General features: G+C 59.5%; 19 protein-coding genes. 13 read left to right on the forward strand and 6 right to left on the reverse strand.

The window, feature by feature from the left end; all coding sequences use genetic code 11:
* Positions 1-113: 113 nt before the first annotated feature.
* The 9 genes from BUB60_RS06135 to BUB60_RS06175 all read left to right on the forward strand — a co-directional run bounded on the left by BUB60_RS06135 (position 114) and on the right by BUB60_RS06175 (position 9050).
* Entirely contained in the window at positions 114-1388 is a 1275-nt protein-coding gene (locus tag BUB60_RS06135) for a dihydroorotase (protein WP_073076778.1), read from the forward strand.
* Positions 1389-1390: 2 nt separating this feature from the next.
* Positions 1391-2314, forward strand: a complete 924-nt coding sequence (gene pyrF / locus BUB60_RS06140; RefSeq protein WP_073076779.1) for an orotidine-5'-phosphate decarboxylase — start codon at positions 1391-1393, stop codon at positions 2312-2314.
* A gap of 35 nt (positions 2315-2349) precedes the next feature.
* Positions 2350-3021 (forward strand): response regulator transcription factor, encoded by a 672-nt coding sequence (locus BUB60_RS06145; RefSeq protein ID WP_073076780.1) that lies wholly within the window; start codon positions 2350-2352, stop codon positions 3019-3021.
* 29 nt (positions 3022-3050) lie between these two features.
* On the forward strand, positions 3051-4031 hold the full coding sequence (locus tag BUB60_RS06150; RefSeq protein ID WP_073076781.1) for a sensor histidine kinase: 981 nt from the start codon (positions 3051-3053) through the stop codon (positions 4029-4031).
* Positions 4032-4099: 68 nt separating this feature from the next.
* Positions 4100-4318: a hypothetical protein gene (locus tag BUB60_RS06155; protein ID WP_073076782.1), complete on the forward strand. Its 219-nt coding sequence runs from the start codon at positions 4100-4102 to the stop codon at positions 4316-4318.
* A 195-nt stretch (positions 4319-4513) separates the two neighbouring features.
* Positions 4514-5275 (forward strand): ABC transporter ATP-binding protein, encoded by a 762-nt coding sequence (locus tag BUB60_RS06160; protein ID WP_073076783.1) that lies wholly within the window; start codon positions 4514-4516, stop codon positions 5273-5275.
* Positions 5268-7250, forward strand: a complete 1983-nt coding sequence (locus BUB60_RS06165; RefSeq protein WP_073076784.1) for an FtsX-like permease family protein — start codon at positions 5268-5270, stop codon at positions 7248-7250. Before BUB60_RS06160 ends, BUB60_RS06165 begins: the two co-directional genes overlap by 8 nt.
* A 121-nt stretch (positions 7251-7371) precedes the next feature.
* The gene (locus tag BUB60_RS06170) at positions 7372-7935 is read left to right on the forward strand and encodes a TetR/AcrR family transcriptional regulator (RefSeq protein ID WP_073076785.1); all 564 of its coding nucleotides are present in this window, start codon (positions 7372-7374) and stop codon (positions 7933-7935) included.
* 146 nt (positions 7936-8081) lie between these two features.
* A complete protein-coding gene (locus BUB60_RS06175; protein ID WP_143162283.1) occupies positions 8082-9050 on the forward strand; it encodes a carotenoid biosynthesis protein in 969 nt (322 codons plus the stop codon).
* On the opposite strand, the gene BUB60_RS06180 is transcribed toward BUB60_RS06175, so the two are convergent.
* The 4 genes from BUB60_RS06180 to BUB60_RS20620 form a co-directional block, all read right to left on the reverse strand.
* A complete protein-coding gene (locus BUB60_RS06180) occupies positions 9040-9810 on the reverse strand; it encodes a CPBP family intramembrane glutamic endopeptidase (protein ID WP_073076786.1) in 771 nt (256 codons plus the stop codon). The two genes, BUB60_RS06175 and BUB60_RS06180, sit on opposite strands and share 11 nt — an antisense overlap.
* A gap of 77 nt (positions 9811-9887) precedes the next feature.
* Positions 9888-10274, reverse strand: coding sequence for a prenylated flavin chaperone LpdD (gene lpdD / locus BUB60_RS06185; RefSeq protein WP_073076787.1), 387 nt, complete (start codon positions 10272-10274; stop codon positions 9888-9890).
* Positions 10271-10852 (reverse strand): UbiX family flavin prenyltransferase, encoded by a 582-nt coding sequence (locus tag BUB60_RS20615; RefSeq protein ID WP_073076788.1) that lies wholly within the window; start codon positions 10850-10852, stop codon positions 10271-10273. The genes lpdD and BUB60_RS20615 overlap by 4 nt, the downstream gene beginning before the upstream one ends.
* A gap of 2 nt (positions 10853-10854) precedes the next feature.
* A complete protein-coding gene (locus tag BUB60_RS20620; protein WP_073076789.1) occupies positions 10855-12345 on the reverse strand; it encodes a UbiD family decarboxylase in 1491 nt (496 codons plus the stop codon).
* Between the two features lie 251 nt (positions 12346-12596).
* Here BUB60_RS20620 and BUB60_RS06200 point away from each other — a divergent pair, with 251 nt between their 5' ends.
* The 3 genes from BUB60_RS06200 (at position 12597) to BUB60_RS20395 (ending at position 15282) form a co-directional block, all read left to right on the forward strand.
* Complete coding sequence (locus BUB60_RS06200) at positions 12597-13301, forward strand: LytR/AlgR family response regulator transcription factor (protein WP_084726296.1); 705 nt, start codon at positions 12597-12599, stop codon at positions 13299-13301.
* A 128-nt stretch (positions 13302-13429) separates the two neighbouring features.
* Complete coding sequence (locus tag BUB60_RS06205) at positions 13430-14200, forward strand: prolipoprotein diacylglyceryl transferase (RefSeq protein ID WP_073076791.1); 771 nt, start codon at positions 13430-13432, stop codon at positions 14198-14200.
* Between the two features lie 95 nt (positions 14201-14295).
* The gene (locus tag BUB60_RS20395; protein ID WP_200796605.1) at positions 14296-15282 is read left to right on the forward strand and encodes a hypothetical protein; all 987 of its coding nucleotides are present in this window, start codon (positions 14296-14298) and stop codon (positions 15280-15282) included.
* 91 nt (positions 15283-15373) lie between these two features.
* Here the strand turns inward: BUB60_RS20395 and BUB60_RS06215 are convergent, their stop codons facing one another.
* Positions 15374-15673, reverse strand: coding sequence for a TIGR04076 family protein (locus BUB60_RS06215; RefSeq protein WP_073076793.1), 300 nt, complete (start codon positions 15671-15673; stop codon positions 15374-15376).
* Between the two features lie 113 nt (positions 15674-15786).
* Here BUB60_RS06215 and BUB60_RS06220 point away from each other — a divergent pair, with 113 nt between their 5' ends.
* A complete protein-coding gene (locus BUB60_RS06220; protein WP_073076794.1) occupies positions 15787-16368 on the forward strand; it encodes an isochorismatase family protein in 582 nt (193 codons plus the stop codon).
* Between the two features lie 270 nt (positions 16369-16638).
* Here the strand turns inward: BUB60_RS06220 and BUB60_RS06225 are convergent, their stop codons facing one another.
* A complete protein-coding gene (locus BUB60_RS06225; protein ID WP_073076795.1) occupies positions 16639-18588 on the reverse strand; it encodes an oxidoreductase in 1950 nt (649 codons plus the stop codon).
* Positions 18589-18621 lie beyond the last annotated feature (33 nt).

The raw sequence follows: 18621 nt of genomic DNA on the forward strand, positions 1-18621 counted from the left end.
TCAAAACTCCCGGTTCATGTCGCCTCTAGTATGTGCTTGCTAAAAATTTTTTATTCCTATATAATGCAACCAATGGCCGGTTAAACAATTGCTGTAAACGAGGTAAATGCCAAATGCTGCTGATCAAAAACGCGCGCATCGTCGACCCCGGGACGAAAACCGACGCCGCCGGCACGCTGTTTGTCAAAGACGGCAAAATCGCCCCGCCCGACGCGGCGCCAGCGGACCTGCGGGGCGTGGCGGTGCTGGACGCCGGCGGTTTTATCGTTTCTCCGGGGCTCGTGGATATGCATGTGCATTTCCGGGACCCGGGCTTTTTGTATAAGGAGGACCTTTTCACCGGCGCCGAAGCGGCCGCCGCCGGCGGCGTGACCACGGTGGCCTGTATGCCGAACACCTCCCCGGTCCTCGACAGCCCGGAGGTCGTTTCCGACATTGTCCGGCGGGCGAAAGCCGTGGCTGTGAACATCCTGACCTACGGCGCCGTCACCGTCGGGCAGAAGGGCGCGGCCCTCACCGACGCCGCCGCGCTCGCCGCCGCCGGCGCCTGCGCCCTGTCGGACGACGGGCAGCCGGTGATGAGCGCCGCTATTCTGCGTCAGGCCATGAAAGCGGCGGCGCCGCTCGGCCTTTTCATCAGCAGCCACTGCGAGGACGCCGATCTCGTCAAAAATTACAGCGTGAACGAGGGCGCCGTCTCGGAAAAGCTCGGGCTTCCCGGGCGGCCCGCCGTGGCGGAGGAGCTCATGGCGGCGCGGGACGCGCTCCTGGCCCGCGATACCGGCGCGCGTATCCACATCGCCCACGTCAGCACGGCCGGCACGGTCGACATCGTCCGGAGGGCAAAAGCCGGCGGCGTGCGCATCACCGCCGAGACGTGCCCCCAATACTTCACCCTGACGGAAGACGATATATTGAATCGTGGTTCAATATCTAAAATCAATCCGCCGCTGCGCACGAGGCGGGATGTGGACGCTATTATCGCGGGCCTTGCCGATGGGACGCTCGACGCCATCGCCACCGACCACGCGCCCCACGCATCCCATGAGAAAGCGCTCCCGCTCACCGAGGCCCCCAGCGGCATGGTGGGCCTTGAGACCTCCCTGGCCGCCGCGCTGACGGCGCTGTACCATACCGGCAGGCTGAGCCTTATGCGGATCATCGCGCTGATGTCGTCAACTCCCGCGAAAATCCTCGGCACCGGCAAGGGCACCCTGGCCGCCGGAGCCGACGCCGACATCGTCGTCTTCGACCCGGACGCGCGCTGGACCGTCGACCCGGAAAGGTTCCGCTCGAAGGGCCGCAACACGCCGTTTGCGGGCATGGCGCTCCGGGGCAGGGTCAAATATACGATCGTCGGTGGCAAAATCGTCTATAAAGGAGAATGACCATGTCTTTCGATATCCTGCAGGAAAAGATCATCGCGCTGAAAAATCCCACCGTGGCCGGCCTGGACCCGCTGCCGGACTATGTGCCGAAGCATATTATGGACAGGCACCTCGCCCTGAAGGGCGAGACGCTGGAGGCGGCGGCGGACGCGTATTTTGAGTTCAACCGCGGCCTCATCGACGCGCTCTGCGATATTGTCCCGGCCGTCAAGCCCCAGTCGGCCTATTATGAGCTCCTGGGCCCCGCGGGCGTGGCAGCGCTGGCGAAAACGGCGGCCTACGCCAAAGCCAAGGGCCTCTACGTCATCGCCGACGTCAAGCGGAACGACATCGGCTCCACCGCCGAGGCCTACAGCGCGGCGTACCTGGGGACCGTGAAAATCGGCGGCAGCGAGCTGGCCCCCTTCGATTTTGACGCCGCGACGATAAACGGCTACCTGGGCACGGACGGGATCGCGCCGTTTCTCGAGACCTGCCGGCGACGGAACAAAGCGGTGTTTGTCCTCGTCAAAACCTCGAACCCCTCCAGCGCCGAGCTGCAGGATCTCCAGGTCGGCGAGCGGAAGCTGTACGAGGCTGCCGGGGACCTTATCGAGGCGCTGGCCAGGGACACCGCCGGAAAGTACGGCTATACCTGCGCCGGGGCCGTGGTGGGCGCCACGTATCCGGAGGAGCTGAAAAGCCTGCGCCGGCGGCTTAAAAACACGTTTTTCCTCGTGCCGGGCTACGGCGCCCAGGGCGGCGGCGCCGGGGACGTGGCGGGCGCCTTTGACGAAAACGGCCGGGGCGCCGTCATCAATTCCTCTCGGGCGATCATCTGTGCGTGGAAAAAGACGGGGCGCGACGGCCTGGATTTTGCGGAGGCGGCGCGGGCCGAGGCGATCAAAATGCGCGGCGCGCTGCGGGAGTGCGTCGATTTCCGGTAACGGCCGCGCGGAAACTTCATAGGTGTTGTTTTATCATGTATAAAGTGCTCATCGTCGAGGACGACCGGATCATCGCCGAGGCGATCAGAAAGCATTTGGAGAGCTGGGGGCTGCGGGCCCTGTGCGTCACGGACTTCCGGGACGTGCCGGCGCAGTTTGCCGATTTTTCCCCGCACCTGGTGCTGATGGATATCGGCCTGCCGTTTTATAACGGCTATCACTGGTGCCGGGAAATCCGGCGGGTGTCAAAGGTCCCGATCATTTTCATCTCCTCCGCCTCCGAAAACATGAACATCGTCATGGCCATGGACATGGGCGGGGACGATTTTATCGCCAAGCCCTTCGACCTCTCGGTGCTCATGGCCAAGGTCCAGGCCATGCTGCGCCGGACCTACGATTTTGCCGGGCAAACCGGCCTGATGGAGCATCAGGGCGCGATTTTGAACATGGGCGACGCGACGCTGACGTATCAGGGCGAAAAAATCGAGCTGACGAAAAACGAGTACAAAATCCTGCAGCTGCTGATGGAAAACAGGGGCAGGACGGTCAGCCGCGAGGCGATCATGGCCCGGCTCTGGGAAAACGACAGCTTTGTCGACGAAAACGCCCTCACCGTCAACATGGCACGGCTCCGCCGAAAGCTGGAGTCTTATGGGCTCGGCGATTTTATCGCCACAAAAAAAGGCCTCGGCTATATGCTGGGCTGACCGGAACGCCGTTGGTGAGGTGAACGCGCTTGCTGCCTGGATATCTCCGCCGCCATATCAAGATCATCGTCCTGCTGTGCTTTTTCGTTATGATCTTCGCCCTTGTCTTCTCGCTGTACGACCTGCCGGCGGAGGCGGTGTGGTACGCGGCCGCGCTCTGCCTCTTTGTGGGCGCCGTGCTGTTCGCCGTGGGTTACCGGCGGTACGTCCTCCAGCACAGGGAGCTCCGGGAGATGCTGGAGAAAATCACCGTGAGCATCGATTATCTGCCCCGCCCCGCCGGCGCGCTGGAAAAGGATTATCAGGCGCTCATCAAAACACTTTTCGCCGAGAAGAACCGGATCGAATCGGCCGCGGACGGCACCATGAGCGAGCTGGTGGAGTATTTCACCATGTGGGTCCATCAGATCAAAACGCCCATCGCGGCCATGAACCTGCTCCTGCAGACGGAGGAGACCCCCCGCGACGCCGCCCTGTCGATGGAGCTTTTCAAGATCGAGCAGTATGTGAGCATGGTGCTGCAGTATCTGCGCGTGGACAGCGACACGACGGATTTCGTCCTGAAGCGGTACGCGCTGGACGATATCATCCGCCAGGCGCTCAGGAAATACGCCAGGCTCTTTATCCTGAAAAAAATCGAGCTGGATTTTACGGAGAGCGGCCGCACGGTGCTCACGGACGAAAAATGGCTCTCCTTCGTGGTGGAGCAGATTTTGTCAAATTCCCTGAAATACACGGCCGCGGGCAAGATCTCGGTCTATGCCGACGGCGCGGCCCTCGTCATAGAGGACACCGGCATCGGCATCCATGCCGAGGACCTGCCCAGGGTGTTTGAAAGGGGCTTTACCGGCTTTAACGGGCGGACCGAAAAGAAATCCACCGGCATCGGCCTGTTTCTGTGCAAGCGCATCATCGACAAACTCGGGCACACCATCTCCATCGCGTCGGAGGCCGGCCGGGGCACAAGGGTCATGATCGGCCTGGATTCCGCCAGGCCCTTTATTGAATAGCGCTGCCATAGCGCTTTCGTGAACAGGCTCGGCGCCGGCGGCATATGATAAACAGGGGGTGTTTAACTATGTCATTCGGATGTTGCGGCGGCGGATTTCCCGGCCGGTTTGATCGTTTCGACCGGTTTGACCGGTTCGACCGATGCGGTTGCGGCAGATTCGGCGCCGGCGGCAATATCGGCCTTTTGGGCCTGGTTGGCCTGGCCGGCCTGGCCGGCTTGGGCGGTCTGGGCGGCTTAGGCGGCCTGGGTGGTTTTGGATTCCCCGGTTTCCGCCGTTTCTTCTAGGAAACGGACTGGCTCGCCTGACGGCGAGCCATACTTATCTCATAGGCGTCCGGCCTCATTTCGGGCAGGCTTTTATTCAAACCTTTCAAAACTGTAATATTGGGGGCCGAAATGTAAGCCAAAGCGATGGCTGCGCGTCTCGGCCCTTTGCTATACTTTGAGTATACCCGGGATTATCTCACGGAGGTTCTTTTTATGCTGCTTGAAGTCAAAAATCTTAAAAAAATCTATACGACCCGCTTCGGCGGGAATCAGGTGCAGGCGCTGTCCAACGTCTCCTTCTCTGTGGAGGAGGGCGAGTACGTGGCCATCATGGGCGAGTCCGGGTCCGGCAAGACAACGCTGCTGAATATCCTGGCGTCTCTGGACAGGCCCACCAGCGGCGACGTGCTGCTGAGCGGCGTGAGTCTTTTGTCCATCAGCGAAAAGGAGATTTCGGCCTTCCGGCGCGACAACCTCGGCTTCGTCTTCCAGGACTTCAACCTGCTGGACACCTTTTCGGTGCGGGACAACATCTTTCTGCCCCTGGTGCTGGCCGGCTGCCGCTACGAGGAAATGGAGGCGCGGCTCAATCCCATCGCAAAGCGCCTGGGCATCCCGGAGCTTCTGGCCAAATTCCCCTACGAAATTTCCGGCGGCCAGAAACAGCGCACCGCCGTCGCCCGCGCCATCATCACAAAGCCCCAGCTGATCCTGGCGGACGAGCCCACCGGCGCCCTCGACTCCCGCGCCACGGAGAGTCTTCTGGGCCTCTTCGGAGAGCTGAACGCCGACGGGCAGACCATCCTCATGGTAACCCACTCGGTCAAGGCCGCCAGCCACGCCGGGCGCGTCCTGTTCCTCAGAGACGGCGAGGTCTTCCACCAGCTCTATAAGGGCGCCATGACGGTCGAGGAGATGTTCGCCCGGATTTCGGATACGCTGACCGTGCTGGCGGCGGGTGGCGAAAATGGGTAATTTCTTTTACGGCAGGCTCGCCGGCACCAACATCCGAAAAAACTCCAGGATCTATCTGCCGTACATCCTCTCCTGCATCTTCACCGTCGCCATGTTTTACATCATGCTGTTTCTCTCCCTCAACAAGGGGATGAGCGTCATGCCCGGCGCTCAGGCGCTCACAACCATCATGGCCCTTGGCTCCATCGTCATCGGGATTTTTTCCGCCGTCATCCTGCTGTACACAAACAGCTTTTTGATGAAGCGGCGGAAAAAGGAGCTGGGGCTCTATAACATTCTGGGCATGGGCAAAAACCACATTGCCCGCGTCATGACCCTGGAGACGCTCTACGTCGGCCTCGGGGCGATCGTCGCCGGGCTCTTCATCGGCATCCTGCTCTCCAAGCTCATGCTGATGCTGCTTTTAAGGATGCTGCGCTTCAATATCCCCTTCGGGTTTGAGATATCGCCCGTCGCCGTCGGCGTCACGGTCGTTTTGTTCGCCGCCATCTTCTTCGTCACGCTCCTTGTCAATCTCGGCCGCGTGCGCCTGTCCAAGCCCATCGAGCTTTTGTACGGCGGCAACGTGGGCGAAAGGGAGCCCAAGACGAAGTGGCCGCTGGCGCTCATCGGTTTTCTGGCGCTGGGCGCCGGATACGTCATCGCCATCGTCACCGACAACCCGATTCAGGCGTTGGGCTGGTTTTTTATCGCCGTTCTGCTCGTCATCCTGGGGACCTACTGCCTGTTCACCGCCGGCAGCATCGCCCTTCTCAAGGCGCTGCGCGGCAACAAGGCGTATTACTATAAAACGAGCCATTTCACCTCGGTATCCGGCATGATTTACCGCATGAAGCAAAACGCCGTGGGCCTTGCCAACATCTGCATCCTCTCCACGATGGTCCTCGTCATGGTGTCCACCACCGTTTCGCTCTACCTGGGGATGGAGGACGCGCTCCGCAGCAGGTTCCCGCGGAATATCGAGATCACCGCTTCCCACATCGGCAAGGCCGAGAGCCTGGCGCTGGAGCAAAAGGCGGACGACATCGTCCGGCAGAGCGGCGTTCCTGTCGAAAACGTCGTCAAATACAGGTATAAGGCGTCTTCCATGGCGTACAGCGGCACGGTTTTTTCCACCGGGAACGGCGGCGGCAGCGCGTCGATCGCCACCGTATTTTTTATTCCGCTGGACGAGTACAACAAGCTGCAGGGCACCAGCGTAACGCTCCAGCCGCGTGAGCTGCTGGTCTATGCCCCCAACACCGAATACGGCGGGCAATACGTCTCCTTCGGAAAGGAGACCTTTTCCGTCAAGGATGTCGTCCAGTCTCTTAATGTGGAGGATTCCTATACCCTAAGTCTCAGCGACACTTTTTATTTCATCGTGCCCGACGAGCAGGCCGTTAAAGATATCTACGGGACCATGACCGCCGGCAGCGGCGACTGGGAAGAACTGTCTTATTATTACGGCTTTGACACCCAGGCGGTCGATGCCGTGCAGACGCTGCTGACCTCCCGGCTCGAAACGGCGCTGGGGACGGACGGCGGCGGCAAAGGCCCGTATGTCTACGTTGCCAGCGCGGAGGCCAGCAGGGACTCCTTCCTGTCCCTCTATGGCGGGCTGTTCTTCCTCGGGCTTTTCCTGGGGGCGCTGTTTATCATGGCCACCGTCATCATCATGTACTACAAGCAGGTTTCCGAGGGCTACGACGACAAGAAGCGCTTTGAAATCATGCAGAAGGTCGGCCTGAGCCGGACGGAGGTGAAAAAGGCCATCCGCAGCCAGGTGCTCACCGTGTTCTTCCTCCCGCTGGTAGCCGCCGGCATCCACATTCTCGCCGCCTTCAAGATGATCACAAAGCTCCTGTTCCTGCTCAACCTGACCAACGTGCCGCTCTTCGCCCTCTGCACCCTGGGGACCCTCGTGGCGTTCGCCGCCATCTACGCCGTCGTCTACGCTCTGACGGCCCGGGCCTATTATAAAATAGTAAGTTGAATATTTATTCAATACATTATCAAGATAAAAAGAGAAGCCGAACAGGCTTCTTTTTTTATCCGGTATTGTAAAATCCACCATGAAATGTTATGCTTGAATAAAAATGAACGGGTGTTTACGTATGCAATTTCTTAAGGATGAGGTCAAAAACAATATTACGGCGGCCGCCGTGGCGGAATTTTACGACAAAGGCTTCAAAAACGCCTCCCTGCGCAGGATTGCCGCAAATTCCGGCATAACGGCCGGCAACATCTACCGGTATTTTAAAGACAAGACCAGTCTGTTTGACGAGATTATCGCCCCTGTCAGCCAGCAAGTACTGGATATGCTCTATGAAGAACGGTATACGGATATTGCGCGCGGCCATTTTCAGGATATCGACGCGATCATGGAAAAGACGATGCTGCTCTGCCGGGCCCATGTCACCGAAATATACATCCTCATATTCAAAAGCGAGGGCTCCCGGTTTGAAAATCTCCGTCAAAGCTTTACCGAGCTTATCGCCAGGCGTATCCGCGACGCCTCCCCCGGCGGGAAAACGCCCGGCGACCTTACGGCGGATGTCCTGGCCGCGGCGTTTGTCGAAGGCCTTTTCTCCATCCTGGCGCAAAGCCGGGACGACTATACGGCCATCGAAGATCAGATACGAAAGCTCATCGTTTTCTTCTTCGCGGAACGGCACTGATTTCCGCATTCCGCAGCACCGCGTTTTTATTATATCCGAATAATAAACTCCCGTTTATTTATATTCCGCCAGCATGACGAAAAGCAAACGAGCGCCGGGCAAAAATAAACGTTTGTTTATTATAAGACTTGAAAGGAGTATTTCAAATGGCAGATATCATGGCAAATTTCAAGCTCAACTTTACCCTCATACCGGCCTGGGTCCTGAGCGATATCCTCGTTTATATCGGGGCGGCGCTTCTCATCTTCTACATCATAAAAAAAGAGGAACGGCCCGTGACCGTTCTGATGGAATTTATCTGTTTCGTATTTTTCTACGCGGCGGTTTACGAAAATTTCGCCACGCTTGTCCATTTCTATGGATACGGCCGCTCCCTGATCATGGTCTTCAACGTGCCGCTGTCCGTGCCCGTCATCGAATTCATGATCCTTTATTCCGGACTGAAGCTCCTGGATACCATGCGCGTTCCGGCGTGGACAAAACCGATTCTGGCCGGTTTTTTTGCCATCATCGCCGATTTTTCGATGGACCCCGTTTCGGTAAAAATGATTTTTGAGACACTGGAGGGCACCATCGGCCGCTGGACCTGGTATCCCCATCCCGGCGAGCCGGTCATCTACGGGGAACCGGTGCTCAATTTCTCGGGCTGGATGTACATCACCGGATATGCCGCGGCATTTTTTATGCTTGGCCGCCAATGGCACAAAAAATCGAATTATTCCCCCGCTGTCGGCTGCGCCTATCCGTTCGCCGCCGTTATCGCTTCGCTCCTTGTGCTCATTTCGCCAATCACACGATTCCTCATGATGCTGGACCCCATTATGGCGCCATACAGCAACGGCCAGTGGATCATGCTGATTGTCGCCCTGGCCGTACCGGTGCTCCTGCTCGCCTTCGTCTGGCGTGGCCGCATGACGGGCGCGCTGTCCGTCAAAGCGGATTTTCCGGTGTTTCTGACCATGCTGGGATATCCGGTCATTAACATCATTTCCTGCGTCATCGGCGGCTATTGGCAGGTACTCTGGCTTGTGGCGCTGGCCGGTGCCGCGATGTGGACGCTTGTCGGCGGGATATACGCGTTAGGCCGGGGGCACGTCATGCCGGCTATTCATTAACTTTTCTTGTCTTTAATAAAATTCCCGCGGCTGCAAAAAGAAAAACCGCCCACGATATCCCCTCGACGATCTGATTCCCGTTCAGGATAACGCCCGTGACCTGCGTAAAAATCAGGGCGTTAAATAAGCCGTGCATCACCGACGCGCTGATGAGCGACGATGACCTTTCGCGGACCCGGCATAACAGCACGCCGAAAGAAACGAGGACACAGGTGTGAACGAGCAGGCCCCCAACAGGATGCCCCTTGTAGATAAGTCCGGCGGCTATCTGCGGAAAATGGAACACCGACCAGCATACGCCGATAAAAAGGTAGCTTTTGAGCGTGCCGCGCAGCCTGCTTTGGAGAAAGCCGCGCCAGCCGATTTCCTCGAGCGAGGCGCTCAGTCCTCCCAGCACAATACCGAGCGCGATCTGCCGCAGAAACGCCAGGCCGTCCGGCAGCGCGACGGATTCCGGGCGCTTCAATATAGCCGCGTTTATAAGTATCTGAAGCGCACTGCTCAGAATGTAGACGGCGATGACCGTCAAAATCCCGAGCGGTATCCACTTGTTGAATCTGAGATTTCTGACAATATAGCCGAAGTTTCCTTTAAACGCCAGGGTCGCCGCCAGCGCGCCCAGCGCGGGCAGCGCCATGCTGTACGGCACAAAGCTCCTATAATCTCTGCCCAGAACCGCATAAACGCAAAAGACCGCATACGTTATGCCCAGCACGATGCAAAGATATAAAGCGATTTCTTTTTTTTGGCTCCGGCCCATGGCGCACCTCAATTCAAACTTACAAGTAAAGACGCAGGCATCATTCGTGATGCTTTGCGTCTTTGCTTTTGAGATATTTAACTTTGTTCGGGCTTTTTGAGGTCCGCGAGGATCAGCTCCGCCAGCTGATCCGCCAGCGCCATGACGCGTTCGATGCCTTCCGGCCCGATGCTGTCGATGTGGATGCCGCAGACGGCGACCACATTGGTGTTCAGCACCGCGCTGAGGCGGGCGGATATCCTGTCGCCGACAAAATTGTCCTTATGCCCCGTCAGGTTGATGGTGGACGTGGTGGAAGATATTTTAGCCGGGTCTGCGAGACTCGGCCGCGGGACGCTGACGGACGCCGAGCCGATGTGCGGCCGCTCCCCGCCCGTCACCGCCACGAGCAGGTCGCCGCCCATCTCCAGGGCATCGGCTTTCAGCGTGATCTCCCCGTCCGCGAGCTCAAAGGTCCGCGTCATTGCGCTCCGCTCCGATCCCAGCGATAAACGCAGTCATTGTCGATGCCGAACTGGTCCAGCGCCTTGCCGACGATGTGGCGGCGCATTTCCGCCCCCGCCGACAGCGCGTTGTAGCAGGTGATCATCGCCGGCAGGATGACGGCCCCCGCCTGGGACAGCTCCAGCATGTTCCTCAGATGGATCGTGCTGAAGGGCGACTCCCGCACCACGAGCACCAGCTTTCGCCGCTCCTTGAGCGTCACGTCGGCGGCCCGGAGCAGGAGGTTGTCGGAATAGCCGCTGGCGATCCCGGCCACCGTTTTCATGCTGCAGGGAATCACGGCCATCCCGGCCGTCTTAAACGTCCCGCTGGCGATGGAGGCGCCGATATCCCGGATATCGTAGGCGAAATCGGCCAGCCGCGCGAGCGCCTGCAGGCCGCTTTTTTCCTCCAGCTCCAGCGTGCGCTCCGCCGCCGCCGTGACCACGAGATGGGTCTCGACGCCGGGCGTCTCCTTCAGCGCGGCCAGAAAGTCCATGGCGAGCGCCACGCCGCTGGCGCCGCTGACGCCGACGATCAGTCTCTTCTTCCCGTCCAAGCTTACTCCTCCGGGAACAGCCCGGGCGCAAACCGCCTGGGGTCCAGCTCCATGAATTTGGTGCGCTCGAATCGATGCTTGAGGTGAAACGGGACAGTGCAGTCGAAGATCATTTTGCAGGCGCAGCCCTTGTCCCGGATGCTGGGGCTGTACTCGGGGCTGGAGGACGGGTCCAGCGGGTGCAGGCGCACGCCGGGCATCATGATCGTGTCCACGTCGCCCTGATACCGCGTCGTCATGGCCCACAGGACGTCGTTTGTGTCGAAGGGGTCCACGTCCTCGTCCACCAGCCAGATATGCTTGAGCTCGTTGAAGGCCGCGAAGGCCAGGGTCGCCGCCTGCTTCTGGCGTCCCTCGTCGTTGGCCGTAAACTTTTTGAACTGGATGATCGCCATATATTTGCCGCCGCCGGCCGGATGGCAGTACACGTTCAGGACCCTGCCGGGGATGGCGCGCTCCACCATCTGCAGGATGCTGGCCTCGGTGGGGATGCCCGCCATGCTGACGTGCTCCTCGCTGGAGCCGATGCAGGTCTGCATGATGGGATTTATCCGGTGGGTGACGGCCTTGACCCGGATCACCGGGATCTCCTTGATGGCGTCGCCGGTGTAGCCGGGGAATTCCGGCATGGCCTTGCCCGTCCCGGTGGACCGGTCCTCGGGCATACGATAGTTGGGGATCAGTTCCCCCTCTATGACGTACTCGGCGTTGGCGATGCATTTTTCGTTGATGGTGAGGCACTGGGTCAGCTCGACGGGCCTTTTGCGGATGGCGCCGGCGATGGAAAGCTCGTTGAAGCCCAGCGGCGTTGTCGGCGCCTCAAAGCAGGAGGCGATCTCAATGGCCGGGTCCACGCCGATGCTGATGGAGATCGGCAGGGGCCGCCCCTCCGCCTCGGCCTTCTGGCGGAAAATCTCCAGATGGCGCGCGCCGGGCACGAAATACATGGAAACAAGGTCTTTGTCCTGCAGGCAGAGCCTGTGGATGGTGATGTCGGACGCGCCGGAAGCGGGGTCGGACGCGTAGCACATGCCGAGGGTGATATAGGGTCCGGCGTCCTCCTCTGTATTGGTGGGCGCGGGCACCAGCTTGCGGATGTCGAAATCCGGGTCTGTGGCGTAATGCACCACCTCCTGGCAGGCGGCCTTTTCATTGGGGATAACGACGGGGTCCACCGGGCTTTTCAGCGCGTCGTTCAAAAAGAATCCGAGGCGCTCCGGCTTCTCCCCGAACAGATAGCCCACGCGCTTTCTGCTGGCCAGAACACCGATGGCGACCCTCGCCCCCGGCATACCCTCGATGTTGTTGAAAATCATCGCCGGGCCCTCGCGGGTGGGCCTTTTAACGGTGCCGCCGGCACCCACGTAACGGTAGACGCCCGCCAGCTCCGCGTGGGCCTTGACGGGCTCGTCTGTTTCGATGAGCTGCCCGGGGATTGTTTTTAAGAGTTCCAGCGCCGATCTCAGATCAATCACAGTATTGTCGCGTGACATTCGCATTTACTCCTTACACTATTATAAATATAAATTCAACCTGTTCATTTCATGTTACCATAGGCAATATCAAGTTTCAAGTTTTGACGTGAAAAGCATCCCCGCGCAGGGACGCCGTGTTTGGATTTTAAACCGCAGTGCATAATTAACCACAGTCATGTCATTTTTAATCTCAATATTTCATCGGCTGGCATTTACATCGCCATCCGATTGCTTTATCATTAAAAGGAAAAATCGAGTAGAGGCTTCCCATGATAAGTATTGCAGTCTGTGACAAAGATCGTGTCAGAACAAATAGGATCAAGGATGTGCTCGACGATATGCTGTCATCAAAGGGTGTCAGTTACCACCTTTTTTGTTTAAGTGACGGCAACGGCCTTATGGAGCTTCTGGCAGACGATTCCTCCGGCATTACCATCATTTTTTTGGATATTGGCCCTGACGACGGCGGTGGAAGGCAGCTCGCCGCGGAAATCACGGCGCGGTACCCGCATATCGCCTTAATCGATTCGTCCAACGCCGGCCAGGGCGCGGACAGGGCGCGGGAGCAGCTGCTCCGGTCGACGGTGGCCCGCGTTTTGGAGCGCGCGCTGAACCAGACGCCCCGGGAGGAGGCCGACAAGGCCAGGGTCCTGACCGTGATGGCGAAAGGCGCGGTGCACAATTTCATGATCGACGCCATCGAATACATCATGAGCGACCGGCGGATCGTCATCATTCACGAAAACGGCGCCGAAACGGCGATTTACGCCAAGCTCGACGATATCGAGGAGAAAATCGGCCCGGGCTTTGTGCGGTGCCATCAGAGCTATCTGGTCAACATGTCCCGCATCAAAACCTTCGACAACAAAAAGATCAGACTGTTCTCCGACACGGTCATCCCCATATCCCAGAAGCGGCGGATTCAGGCCAGGGAAAAGTACTTCCGATATTTAGGCGGCACAATGAACAAATAACATACCGACACAGAAGCAGAGACCCTTTTTGACGGGCCTGCTTTTTTTCTGCCCGCTTGTCCCCGCCCAGTTGCAATCGCTCCCGGACAACGGTATAATGGCGGCAGTAATTTTAAGGCGGTAGAGCGATGTACAACGACCTTCTGACAATCGGCGGCGTCACCATCCACGGCTACGGCCTCGCCATCGGCGTGGGTGTCATTTGCGCCATTTTCCTGGCGCACTGGCGCGCGAAGAAAAGAGGGCTGAATACGGATGTGGTGATCACCCTCGCGCTGCTGGCGCTGATTTTCGGTTTTGTGGGCGCAAAGCTCCTCTTCGCCGTCACGGCTCTGCCCGATATCCTCCGCCATCCGCTGCTGATTCTGACAGGCGACGGCTTTGTGGTTTACGGCGGGATCATCGGCGGCATTGCCGCGGCGCTGATCTACTGCCGCGCTAAAAAGATAAGCTTTCTGCCGTACTTTGACCTGCTGGTGCCGTCGGTGGCGGTGGCTCAGGGCTTCGGACGCATCGGCTGCTTTCTCGCCGGCTGCTGCTACGGGCGGGAGACAAGCGCTCCCTTCGGCGTTACCTTCCGCGACTCGCTTTACGCGCCCAACGGCGTGGCGCTCATCCCCACGCAGCTCATTTCCAGCGCCGGCGATTTTCTGATCGCCGCCGTTTTGCTCCTGTACGCCCGGCAGGACCGAAAAAGGGGCCGTGTGGGCGGCCTCTACATCATTCTCTACAGCGCCGGGCGGTTCGCCGTCGAATTTCTGCGCAGCGACCCCCGCGGCAGCGTCGGGGCGCTGTCCACCTCCCAGTTCATCTCCATATTCACCCTCATTCTCGGCCTGCTCCTGTTTTTCACGAATATCTTCACCCGGGGAAAAGCCAATTCCCATGACGGCACATGACGAGATACATAACGCCACAATAAGATTTTTAAGGAGGGATTGCTCTGCGCGCCTCAATTCTCAAAATACCGGCCGCGGTCATAACGGCTGCCGTTTTGCTCCTGGCCGCCGGCTGCGCCGCCGCGCCGGTGACCGCTTCGGCGGCGCCGTCCATGACTCCGGAGGCTTCCGCGCCTTCCCCGACGCCCGACGCGGCCCCGCTGCCCCCGGGTGCTTTTGCCGTTTCCAGCGGAAATATTCACGACTATCTGCCGGACCTGATCGTCGGAAAGCCGGTCAGCGCCTACGCGCTGCTGCCATGCCTGGATAGCTTCTCCCGCGGCACCTGGTCCGAGCTGGAAACGGCGTATGGCGGCCCGGACGGCACCGACTGGTGGAGTCCGCTGCTGACCGCCTTAAACGACAGCGCCGCCGGCGATGATCAGGAAATGCGCGACTACTATCTCGGCCGCGCTTATCTCACCTCGGACGGCGCCTATTCCGAGGGGCTGGACGGGCCGCTGCTGGCCCAGTGGGAGGCCGACAGCACCGCCTATAACGCTTGTCTCTCCGGCCGTTTTTCCGCCGACGAGGCGACCGCCCTGCGGCAGGCGCTGACCTTTGCCGTGGGCAGCGACGGCAATGCGTACGGTCTCTATCTCCCCGGAGCCGCCCGCGCCATCTATCTTGATAAATATCCCATCGACTTTCCCTTCGGCTTCGAGCTCAGGGAGAACAGCCGCAGCAGCTTCCGCGCGGAAAGCTTCGGCCCGGGCGGCGTCGTTGAGAGCGACGGCCTGCAGGTGACGTACCTGACGCCCGAGGACGGCGTATTTTCCGTCACAACGATCCGCACCGTCAAGGAAGGCTGCGGCATCTGGGGCGTCGCCGTCGGCCAGCCCGAACGGGTCCTCCTCAATTCCAGCATACCGCTTAAAAAAATCGACAGCCTGAGCTACGACGACGCTGCCTGGTTCGGCAAATGCGACCGCGTCTACGCCTTCTTGCCGGAAGAGAGCACGATCGCCGTTGTCTTTGCCGTCAAGGACGATGTCGTTTACGGTATCGAGCTTATAAATGGGCTCGATGGGCAGATGTACTGAATCCGCCGGCGGAGCGGAGCCGCGAAATGCTTATTATAAAAAGGATAGCCGTTTTACCGGCTATCCTTTTTTATATCTGATCGCGAAATTTTCAGTCGTCTACCGCCTCCAGCTTCAGTATCACCGGCCGTATCCCGTCGTTGCAGCAGGCAATATTGAAATCCTCGCCGAATACCTTGCCGCCGCCGGCCAGCGTGCTTGCCATGACCTGCACTGCCTGCCAGGCGTATTCGCAGAATCCTTCGGGCTTGCTGTTGCCGAAGAGGCCGCCTGTTGTGAAAACGTCCCCCTCCTTCATGGCGGGGCAGGCGCCGAAATCGGGCGCCATGTACGCATCTCTCAAATCCTCGAAAAGCAATGTCCCCAGCACCGTGATTTTACACCTTTTCATGCGCTTTCCTCCTTTGTATTCCACACTGTCTGTTATATAATAACATAGACCGGCAGCGCGCCAAAAGCAACAGGCGGTGCTGTTAAACAGATAACCCCGAAGGAGAATAAAGGATGGACAACACCCGCATCGAGATATTGGACGCCAAAAAGACGGCCCTCGTCGTGATCGACCTGCAGAATTTCAGCGTGGGGATGACGCCCCACGCGCCCTACCCGGCCGGGACAGTCGTTGAAAACGCCGTCCGGCTGACGCGGAGGTTTACGGAGAAGGGCGCATTTGTCGTCTTCGTGCGCGTCTCCTTCTCCGAGGACGGCAAGGACAGCTTTCGTCCGCGGACGGACGCGCCGCCGGGAAAGCCAAATTTCCCCGACGGCTGGGACGTTCTCGTCCCGGAGCTGCAGGCCTTTAAAAACGCCCATATCGTCACCAAGCGGCAAATGGGCGCATTTTACGGAACGGACCTGGACCTCCAGCTCCGCCGCCGGGGCATCGATACGGTTGTGCTGTGCGGCATCTCAACGATTTTCGGCGTCGACACCACGGCCCGCGAGGCCTTCAGCCACAGCTATCACGGCGTTTACATTGAAGACGCCATGACCTGCGCGTCAAAGGAGCACCAGGATTTCGTCTGCCAGAATATCTTCCCCGCGATGGGCAAGGTCCGAAGGACCGATGAGATCGCCCTGGTGTGACGGCGTTTCCCTCTCAGGCTCCCTCAGACGAGGGAGCTGCCGCCCTCAGGCGGCTGAAGGAGGGAACTGTGTCGGCGCGGCGTATCACTCCTTCCGGCGCTTCGCGCCACCTCCCTCGTCCGAGGGAGGCTTTCAGGCGCACTCGTCCGAGTCTCTTCCAGGCTGTTAAAACGGCGGGCCGGGTCGCCCGCCCGACGGCGGATAAAACAAAAAAGAAGTCAGCAAACCTTATTGTCTGCTGACTTCTTTTATATTGAATCTATATTCAATTTATATCATGCCGATGTCCATAGCAGCGAAAAAGCCGGAGTGGATGGCGCCGTCCACCTTGCCGACCTTCTTGCAGTCGCCGGCCTCGTAGACGGCGGGGGCCTTGTCGTACAGCTCAAAATAGGGCTGATCGTACGGCTTCATGCCCACGGCGTACAGGATGGTATCGCCGGGGGCGAGGTACTCCTTGCCGTCTTTGTCGTATCGCACGCCGGCGCTTGTCACCTCTTTGCAGGCCGCGCCGGTGACAATGTTCAGCCCCAGCTCCTCCACAGTGCGGACAAGGCCGGCCTTATAGCAGAACTTCGCCTCGGCCGCGTAGTCGTCCAGCATTTCCAGGACGGTGACGTTCTTCCCGGTATTCCTCAGGTGCAGTCCCGCCTCGACGCCGACGAGGCCGCCGCCGATGATGACGACGCCATCCCCCCTGACGCTTTCCGGCTCAAAATAGATGTCCAGGGCGTGGCGGGCGCGCTCGACGCCCCTGATGGCCGGCACGACCGGCGTTGAGCCGGTGGCGACGATGATGCCGTCGGGATGGAAGCGCTCGACGAGCGCGCCGGTGACCTCGGTGTTGAGGAGGATCTTGACGTTCATGTCGCGCACCCGGCGGATGAGGTATTCCGTAAAGCGGCGCAGGTCGTGCTTGAGGCTGTCCGTGGCCGTGAATCTCAGCAGGCCGCCCAGCGCCCTCTCCTTCTCGCAGAGCATGACCTCGTGGCCGCGCCGGGCCGCGGTGATCGCCGCCTGCATGCCGGCCGGGCCGCCGCCGGCGACCAAGACCTTCTTGCGGAAATTGGCGGGCGCCATCGTGTCGGCAAAGCCGATGCGCGCTTCGCGGCCGATATACGGGTTGACGCTGCAGACAAAGTGCCGGTCCAGATTATCGCTGTCGGTGCAGTTGAGGCACCGAAGGCACGGCGTGATCTCATCCGGGCGCCCGTCCGCGGCTTTCTTTGCCCAGAAGGGGTCGGCGATGAGGGCGCGGGACATGGACACGCCGTCGGCCTTCCCGGAAGCGACGATTTCCTCCGCCTGCTCGGGATGAAGTATGGAGCCTATGGAAAAAATGGGGATATCTACCTTTCCGGATTTTTTGATCGCCTCGGCAAAAGCCACGTTCAGGCCCAGCGGCCTGTAGGTGGAGGCCATCATGTTCGTCAGGCCGTCTGAGCTGATCTCGGCCACGTCCACATAGTCCTGGGCCTTCTCCAGGAAAACAATGATGTCGTCCACCGTGTAGCCGCCCTCCTCTCTTTCCGAGCCGGAAAGGCGGAGCATCAGCACCCGCTTCGGGCCGATGCGGTCCCGGACGCGCTTCAGGACCATCAGCGGAAAGCGCATCCTGTTCTCCAGGCTGCCGCCGTACGCGTCGGTGCGCTTATTGATGATGGGCGACAGGAACTGGTTGAAAATCCAGCCGTGGGCCGCGTGGATCAGCACCGTGTCAAAGCCCGCGCGGTACCAGTAGTCCGCGGCGTCGGCATAGGCGTCGGCAACGTGCTCCATATCCGCAAGGTCCATGGCCAGCACATGGACGCCCATGGGATTCACGGTCTCCACGGGGCCCTTGATGGGGGCGGTATTGAACTGCGGCCGCGCGTTCTGCCCGCCGTGGGTCAGCTCGACGGAAGCCAGCGCGCCGTGCTCGTGGATGGCCTCGGCCATCTCGGCGTACAGCGGCCTGTTGTCGCTGTTCCACTGTGTCCAGGGGGTGTGGTTGCCGCCGTCACAGACGGCCACCTCGCCCAGCGTCACAATCCCGGCGCCGCCGCGGGCCTTGTGCTCCAGATAGCTGATGTAATATGGCGTCGGCCGGCCGGCCACGGTATGGAAGAGCATGTTCGGCGGCGACATGATCCTGTTTTTAAAGGTCAGGTCCTTGACCTTCAGCGGCCTGAACAGGTTCGGATAGAGCTGCGCGTACATCGGATCACCCTTTCTGATCATTGGATTTTCCAGCATTTATCTTGATAATATAAT

It is taken from the genome of Sporobacter termitidis DSM 10068 (assembly GCF_900130065.1).
Taxonomy (GTDB): Bacteria; Bacillota; Clostridia; order Oscillospirales; family Oscillospiraceae; genus Sporobacter; species Sporobacter termitidis.

What these genes read in the sequence shown, in the direction of transcription:
- BUB60_RS20620 (WP_073076789.1), bottom strand. Translation starts at nt 12,345, where the DNA reads ATGTCACGCGACAATACTGTGATTGATCTGAGATCGGCGCTGGAACTC.
- BUB60_RS06200 (WP_084726296.1), top strand. Translation starts at nt 12,597, where the DNA reads ATGATAAGTATTGCAGTCTGTGACAAAGATCGTGTCAGAACAAATAGG.
- BUB60_RS06180 (WP_073076786.1), bottom strand. Translation starts at nt 9,810, where the DNA reads ATGGGCCGGAGCCAAAAAAAAGAAATCGCTTTATATCTTTGCATCGTG.
- BUB60_RS06175 (WP_143162283.1), top strand. Translation starts at nt 8,082, where the DNA reads ATGGCAGATATCATGGCAAATTTCAAGCTCAACTTTACCCTCATACCG.
- BUB60_RS06145 (WP_073076780.1), top strand. Translation starts at nt 2,350, where the DNA reads ATGTATAAAGTGCTCATCGTCGAGGACGACCGGATCATCGCCGAGGCG.
- BUB60_RS06160 (WP_073076783.1), top strand. Translation starts at nt 4,514, where the DNA reads ATGCTGCTTGAAGTCAAAAATCTTAAAAAAATCTATACGACCCGCTTC.
- BUB60_RS06170 (WP_073076785.1), top strand. Translation starts at nt 7,372, where the DNA reads ATGCAATTTCTTAAGGATGAGGTCAAAAACAATATTACGGCGGCCGCC.
- BUB60_RS06205 (WP_073076791.1), top strand. Translation starts at nt 13,430, where the DNA reads ATGTACAACGACCTTCTGACAATCGGCGGCGTCACCATCCACGGCTAC.
- BUB60_RS06135 (WP_073076778.1), top strand. Translation starts at nt 114, where the DNA reads ATGCTGCTGATCAAAAACGCGCGCATCGTCGACCCCGGGACGAAAACC.
- BUB60_RS06165 (WP_073076784.1), top strand. Translation starts at nt 5,268, where the DNA reads ATGGGTAATTTCTTTTACGGCAGGCTCGCCGGCACCAACATCCGAAAA.
- pyrF (WP_073076779.1), top strand. Translation starts at nt 1,391, where the DNA reads ATGTCTTTCGATATCCTGCAGGAAAAGATCATCGCGCTGAAAAATCCC.
- BUB60_RS06220 (WP_073076794.1), top strand. Translation starts at nt 15,787, where the DNA reads ATGGACAACACCCGCATCGAGATATTGGACGCCAAAAAGACGGCCCTC.
- BUB60_RS06215 (WP_073076793.1), bottom strand. Translation starts at nt 15,673, where the DNA reads ATGAAAAGGTGTAAAATCACGGTGCTGGGGACATTGCTTTTCGAGGAT.
- lpdD (WP_073076787.1), bottom strand. Translation starts at nt 10,274, where the DNA reads ATGACGCGGACCTTTGAGCTCGCGGACGGGGAGATCACGCTGAAAGCC.
- BUB60_RS06225 (WP_073076795.1), bottom strand. Translation starts at nt 18,588, where the DNA reads ATGATCAGAAAGGGTGATCCGATGTACGCGCAGCTCTATCCGAACCTG.
- BUB60_RS06155 (WP_073076782.1), top strand. Translation starts at nt 4,100, where the DNA reads ATGTCATTCGGATGTTGCGGCGGCGGATTTCCCGGCCGGTTTGATCGT.